We start from the raw sequence: 6,590 nt of genomic DNA, 5'->3' as shown, positions 1-6,590 counted from the left end.
GGGGGGTGGGGTAGGATTGTCGGTCGCTATAGGAAAACTCAATGATATCTCCTGTTGCTTATATAGTATAACCCGAAATGTGAAACTTGGAAAGAGGAAAAATTGAAAAAACGATAGAAGGGCACCTCCAAAAACTCGATGCCCTTTTCAACGGTACCCGCTCGGTTTACTCAAAAAGCTCCGTCGCCTCGAGCAGGCGTGCGACTTTTTCCGCATCTTCATCGAGCCGCCTGTCGTCGACGAGCGGAGCGGAAACGGCGCGGACTTCAGCATACAATCGTTGCGTAAATTCGCCGAACTCCGAAGCGCCTATCAAATCGACCGCTTGGCACACCGCGAGTATGTGTACGGCGTATTGCAGATAGATGAGATCGATTTGGTCGCGCAGTTTCCGCGCCGAAATCGTACCCATGGAAACTTTATCCTGATTGAGCGCTTCCGTCGGGCTCGATTGAATACTCATCGCCGTACAGCAATGCTGCACTTCCGCACGAATCGCCGACATCGTGATCTGCGCCGCCTTAAAGCCGAATCGCAGTCCCGCCCGTTCGTCGGTATCGTCAGTAAACGGGATTAGGTTTTCCGTGAGGTTGTTGAATTTTCCGTCGATTATGATCTCCGCCTGTTTGTCCGCCAAATCGCTGATGTTCGCAAGCGCGATGCGCAGGTAATCGCAGGCGGCGCAAATATGCCCGCCGTAAAAATTGCCGGTGTTGTAAAGCTCTTGCGTATCGACGTTGACGAGGGGATTGTCGTTCGCGGAGTTGATTTCTTCTTCGATCCACTGCCGCGCGATCCGAAGCGTATCTCGCAGGACGCCGTTTATCTGCGGCGCGCAGCGAATGGAATAGCGATCCTGAATTTTGACAAAGCGCTTTTCAAACTGCACGTCGCCGATGGAGCCGATGCGTTCGAGCAGCTCTTCATATCGATACACGCGCTTCGAGTTTTTTACGATATCGTAAATATAGCCCGCGCTTTCGATCTGCCCCGTATGATTTTTCATCTCCGCGACTTTTTTTCGGAAGGGCACTTCGTTGCCGCGTACGATCTCCGCAGTCGCTGCGGTGACAAAATCGCAGATGTTCGCAAGCCTCCGCGCGCGCTTCCACGAAAGGGAGGCGACGGCTGTCATCACCGACGTACCGTTCATGATCGCAAGTCCCTCTTTCGCCGCAAGCGGAAGAGGGGCGATTCCTTCGGCTTTGAGCGCATCGATCGCCGGAACTATTTTACCTTTGTAATATACTTCGCGCTCTCCCATAACGACGGCAGCCACATAGGACAGCGGCGTCAAATCGCCCGAGGCGCCGACCGATCCCAGTTCGGGGATCACGGGAACGATATCTTTGTCGAGCAGGGTTTTGAGCATTTCTGCAAGGGCGACTCTGATCGCCGAATGCCCGCCCTTTACGTCGGAATTCAAGCGGCACAGCACGACGGCGCGTCCTTCTTCATGCGAAAATTTTTTGCCGAGTCCGATGCCGTGAAAACGCACGATGGATTTTTGCAGCTCTGCCGCGCGGGAGGGATTGATTTGATTTGCGCACGAATCGCCGAAGCCCGTCGTCACTCCGTATGTCGGAAAACCCTTTGCGATATAATCTTCGAGAAATTTGCGCGAGCGGCGAAGCGTTTCGAAAAACGCGGCGTCCTCCGGAAATGAAACCTCGCTTTTACCGTATGCAACGGCACATACGTCGTCGATCGTGAGATGCTCACCGTCAATCGTTATCGTTTTCATTCTGTACTGTCCTTGTCGGAATCACTGTATAACATATCACACTTATGCACAAGTTGACAAATGCAAAAATTATACTTATTTGTATTTGGATATTTCAAGTTATTTTTACGACAAGGGTTTGGAAGGCTTCGGCAATTGGTACAAAATCCAAGCGAAGGAAGAACAGGATCACGCGGATCTGATGTTGCAGTATCTGCAAAACAACGGCGAGCGCATAACGCTCGAAGCGATCGAAAAACCGGATCATACATACGAACAGCTGAAAGACGCCCTGACCGTATCGCTCAAGCACGAACAGTACGTGACAAGCCTCATCCACGCGATCTATGATGCTGCACAAGCGGTAAAAGATTACCGGACGATGCAGTTTTTGGATTGGTTCGTAAAAGAACAGGGCGAAGAAGAAAAAAACGCCGACGATATGATCAAAAAATACGATCTGTTCGGAAGCGATGCGAAAGCCCTGTATATGCTCAACAACGAATTGAAAGCGCGTGCTTATGCGCCGCCGTCGCTCACGTTGTAAGGGAAGAACAAGGGTGCGGGGAAAAGAAACCGTCGGTGTCGTTTCCCCGCCCGATATCACTGTATATTGAGAATGACCGAAGCCAGATATTTTCCTCGCGCGATCAGGCAAAATCTGCAGCTGTTAAACCGACGAAATGCGAACGTCTTTCATCGTGTAGCCGGCTTTTGAAACCGCTTCGACGAGCGCCGCTTCACCGCCGTTTTGTTTCAATAAAATCGATACTGAATTTTTTTTGAGATTTACGGTCGCCCATACGTCGTCGAGGCTGTTGAGAGCATTCGTGACGCGCAGCGCGCAGTTTTTGCATGTCATACCTTCCACCGTCGCTTCCGCACGGTACGGATAATGCGAACGATCCGGATCCGACGGCCCTATCTTGACGATGGAGTCTCCGCCGGAACAGCAGCTTTTTCCTGCAGCGCTCCGCAAAATCGAACGTACGCCGAACACGAACCCGACTGCGATTATTAAAATAATGATTACATTTACCGCCATAGCAACCCCCTTAATAATTTTTATGATGAGTTTTCAAAAAAACCAGGGTCTGTGCGCTTGTGGCGTACGCAGCAGACCCTGTGAAAAGCTGGAAACTTTTACTGTGTAGCTATGTCCCGTGCAAGAGAATTGACAACCCCCTTGCACGCAGAAGAACCGATAGTAAGGACTCTTTCCGATCCCGTCCGCTTCACCGCCGACCGCCGCAAATCATGCAGCGCAAACGGTGCCGCCTTTTTTGTTATGCGCTTGCACCCAGGTCTTCGCACGCTTTGATCGCGTCCGCATCCGGTTCGAGGTGGGCCATAAGACCTTCACCGTTTACCATCGTACCGCCCGCATTTTTGACACGGTCGGCCCAGTCGCGAAGCCATTGTCCGTCGCCCCAGTCATAGGAGCCGAAGAGCGCAACTTTTTTTCCGCCGAGGCTGCCTTCGATCGACGCAAAGAACGATTCCATGCTGTCTTCAAGGACTTCCGCACCCATCGCGGGGCTGCCGAGAATAAGCACATCGGCGCCTAAAACTTCCGCAGCGGACGCTTCATCCGCTTTTTTCATTATGACGGTCGCTCCCGAACTCTTCGCGCCTTTTTCGATCGCCAGAGCCATCGCTTCCGTATTTCCCGTCGTGCTCGCATATACGATCGCTTTTGTCATTACTTGCCTCCATTAAATAAATTGCTATGTATCAACGCACCGCGCGCGTATTTTTTCGCCGCAAGCGGCACGGATAATCCTCTCTTTAATAATTTACGGCAGCCCTCACTGCACGTCCTGTATTGTTCCATCCGCTTTCGAGCGGCGTGCACATCTCCGTACACTTTCCAAAACCCCGCATACCGGTAATTGCCGCCCGCAGTTTTTTCAAACTGAACGACATCCTCAAGCGGATAGCCGAGGAAAACGCCGACCTCGTGGGGAAAATCGTTTTCTCCGACGAGGCGATGGAGCAACTCGGAAAGCATCGCATTAAATCCCGATTCGACGGGATAAGCTTTTTCTTTCAGATACTCCCGTATGCAGCAATCACCGCACTGCCGTTCGAGCAGGTTTTTATCGTACACGAAAAACAATACCTGCGCATTGCGCCGCGGAAGCGCAACGATATATTTTCCCTCTCCGGCAAAAGCGCTGTGCCATTCCTTCACTTTGCTTTTACATGCGTCGTACACTTCTTTCCGTATCGAAAAAAGACACGACGGTTTAATGCCGCACAGCGCGGGAGCCCCGCAATGTATGACGGCTTCTTCAAAGCTCATAGACTTATTTTTTCACATGTTCCGCCAAAAATTTTTCTACATTTGAAAATTCGTGGCAGCCGCCTTTTGACGAACACCAACCCGTGCACCCGAGGCACCCCGGATTGCCGGTAATCTTCGCTTCGTGATGGGTTTTTATGACAGCCCGCAGCGCAAAAAATCCCCACACACCGATACAAAGCACTGCAATAATATTTGCAACCATACGAACCTCCGTAAACCGCAGGCAAAACCGCTCACGCTTTACCCGCGAACCGTCCGCCGTAAAGCTGCAGCGTCCGTCGGGCAGACGCTGCAGCCGATCACCTTTTATAAATACTTTTTTACATTGCGTATGTTTCTCTTTCTTTTCAGATCAATATTCATGTCCCATTACGCAGCGGCAAACGCGCGACCGCGCATCATGCGTTCCTGCTTTTTATAGGGATCCGGACGGAACAGCATAACGAGGATCGCGATCGTAAAGAGGATCGCGAACACCGTTCCGACACCGAATGCACCGGCGGTAATCAGCATACCGTACTGATACACACAGAGGGCGATAACGTATGCGAATATGTTCTGGAACAGAACCGCGAACCAGAACCACTTCCGGCTTTGCAGGTTTTGCGCCATCGTCGAAATAGCCGCAATGCACGGCGAATCGAGCAGGTTGAACACGAGATACGAAATAGCTGCGGGAAGCGTCGGGAACCACGTCGCGACCGCGCTTGCAACAGCATCGGCTTCTTCAACGCTTTCTTCAGCGACGTTTGCGAGAACGCCCATCGTGCTGACGATACCTTCTTTCGCAACGAAACCGGAAATCGCGGAAGCAGCCGCCTGCCAACCGCCGACTTCGCCTCCGAAACCGAGCGGCACGAATATCCAGCGGAGCACGTTGCCGATCGCAGCAAGCATCGACTCGGCAGGATCGACAAGACCGAATCCTTCTTCGCCGAAACCGTAGCTCGACAGGAACCACATGACCAAGCACATGAGGAAAAGCACGGTCCCCGCTTTGATCATAAAGCCTTTCAAGCGTTCCCACGTATGGATGAGCACCGTCTTCGGCTGCGGAATATGATATTGGGGCAATTCCATAACGAAGGGAGCCGCTTCGCCGTGGAAGGGCTTTGTTTTTTTAAGCATAATAGCCGCGACAAGCACGCACGCAACGCCCGTCGCATACATAGCCGGAGCAAGCCACGCCGAGTTCATACCTGACACATGCTGTACCATGACCGCGCCCATAAGCGCGATAACGGGAAGCTTTGCGCCGCAGGGCACCCACGTCGTCGTTATAATCGTCAAGCGGCGGTCGTTTTCGTTTTCGATCGTTTTCGACGCCATAATACCGGGAACGCCGCAGCCCGAAGAGATGAGCAGCGGGATAAAGCTTTTTCCCGAAAGTCCGAAGTGTCTGAACACGCGATCCATAACGAACGCGATGCGCACCATATAGCCGATATCTTCGACGATTGAAAGCAGCAAAAACAAAACGGCCATCTGCGGCACGAAGCCGAGGATCGTACCGACACCGCCGATCAAACCGTTGACAAGACAATCGGTGAGCACTTCGTTTGCACCCGCATTTTCCATCCAGCCGGAAACGATCTCCTGAATACCCGCGACAAACGAATCGTTCGTCCAATCCGTCATCCACGTACCGACCGTCGTCACCGAAATATAATAGATGACCCACATGACGGCAAGGAAGATCGGAATACCGAGCCAGCGGTTCGTTACGATTTTATCGACCTTGTCGGATGTCGTCAGTTTATTGCCCGATTTTTTCAAGCAACCTTTCAGCATCTTCGTGATGTATTCGTAGCGTTCGTTCGTGATGAGCGATTCGGAATCGTCGTTGTAATCCGATTCAAGGGCTTTTGTGATCTCTTCCGCTTTTGCGGCATCTTCCGCCGAAAGGTGCAGACGCTCCAGCACAACACTATCGCGTTCGATCAGCTTGATCGCATACCAGCGTTTGAGTTCTACAGGAATATCTGCCGGAACAAGCGCTTCCATTTTTGAGATCGCCTGTTCGACGTTTGCGGAAAAGCATTTTTTCGGCATAACCGTCTTCGAGTTGCGTGCCGCTTCCGCTGCAGCGCGCGCGGCTTCTTTGACGCCGACACCTTTTAAGGCGGATGTTTCTATTATCTTACAGCCGAGCGCTTCGCTCAGTTTTTCCGTATCGATTTTATCGCCCGATTTTTTCAGCACGTCGATCATGTTCAGCGCAATGACGACTGGCTTTCCGAGCTCGAGAATTTGCGTCGTTAAATATAAGTTTCGTTCGATGTTCGTCGAATCGACAAGATTCAAAACCGCCGCAGGATCGTTTCCGGCGAGATAATCGCGGCTTACGACTTCTTCAGGCGTATACGGAGAAAGCGAATAAATACCGGGCAAGTCCGTAACGATAATATCGCTTTCGCCTTTCATTCGGCCTTCTTTTTTTTCTACCGTTACTCCCGGCCAGTTGCCGACATACTGGTTCGCCCCCGTCAGCGAATTGAACATCGTCGTTTTGCCGCAGTTCGGGTTTCCTGCAAGCGCAATCTTAATTGTTGCCATAGT

7 protein-coding genes are annotated in these 6,590 nt (G+C 51.7%); 1 reads left to right on the top strand and 6 read right to left on the bottom strand.

Features of this window, described 5'->3' with window-relative positions:
• Window positions 1-166 precede the first annotated feature (166 nt).
• Window positions 167-1,744 (bottom strand): HAL/PAL/TAL family ammonia-lyase, encoded by a 1,578-nt coding sequence (locus JSQ97_RS10500; RefSeq protein ID WP_205076010.1) that lies wholly within the window; start codon window positions 1,742-1,744, stop codon window positions 167-169.
• Window positions 1,745-1,829: 85 nt separating this feature from the next.
• Here JSQ97_RS10500 and JSQ97_RS10495 point away from each other — a divergent pair, with 85 nt between their 5' ends.
• Window positions 1,830-2,270 (top strand): ferritin, encoded by a 441-nt coding sequence (locus JSQ97_RS10495; protein WP_239447095.1) that lies wholly within the window; start codon window positions 1,830-1,832, stop codon window positions 2,268-2,270.
• A 123-nt stretch (window positions 2,271-2,393) separates the two neighbouring features.
• Here JSQ97_RS10495 and JSQ97_RS10490 read toward each other — a convergent pair whose 3' ends face one another.
• The 5 genes from JSQ97_RS10490 to feoB form a co-directional block, all read right to left on the bottom strand.
• Window positions 2,394-2,768 carry a heavy-metal-associated domain-containing protein gene (locus JSQ97_RS10490; RefSeq protein ID WP_205076009.1) on the bottom strand — a complete coding sequence of 125 codons (375 nt, stop codon included), beginning with the start codon at window positions 2,766-2,768 and terminating at the stop codon, window positions 2,394-2,396.
• Between the two features lie 241 nt (window positions 2,769-3,009).
• A complete protein-coding gene (locus JSQ97_RS10485; protein ID WP_205076008.1) occupies window positions 3,010-3,426 on the bottom strand; it encodes a flavodoxin in 417 nt (138 codons plus the stop codon).
• Window positions 3,426-4,028, bottom strand: coding sequence for a DUF3793 family protein (locus JSQ97_RS10480; RefSeq protein ID WP_205076007.1), 603 nt, complete (start codon window positions 4,026-4,028; stop codon window positions 3,426-3,428). Before JSQ97_RS10480 ends, JSQ97_RS10485 begins: the two co-directional genes overlap by 1 nt.
• 4 nt (window positions 4,029-4,032) lie before the next feature.
• Window positions 4,033-4,233 (bottom strand): FeoB-associated Cys-rich membrane protein, encoded by a 201-nt coding sequence (locus JSQ97_RS10475; protein ID WP_187385469.1) that lies wholly within the window; start codon window positions 4,231-4,233, stop codon window positions 4,033-4,035.
• A 167-nt stretch (window positions 4,234-4,400) separates the two neighbouring features.
• A complete protein-coding gene (gene feoB, locus JSQ97_RS10470; RefSeq protein ID WP_205076006.1) occupies window positions 4,401-6,587 on the bottom strand; it encodes a ferrous iron transport protein B in 2,187 nt (728 codons plus the stop codon).
• Window positions 6,588-6,590: the final 3 nt, after the last annotated feature.

Source organism: Treponema sp. Marseille-Q4523 (assembly GCF_016901105.1).
Lineage (GTDB): Bacteria > Spirochaetota > Spirochaetia > Treponematales > Treponemataceae > Treponema_D.
The sequence above is the reverse complement of the archived record's forward strand: the minus strand, read 5'-3'. Positions and strand labels throughout refer to the sequence as shown.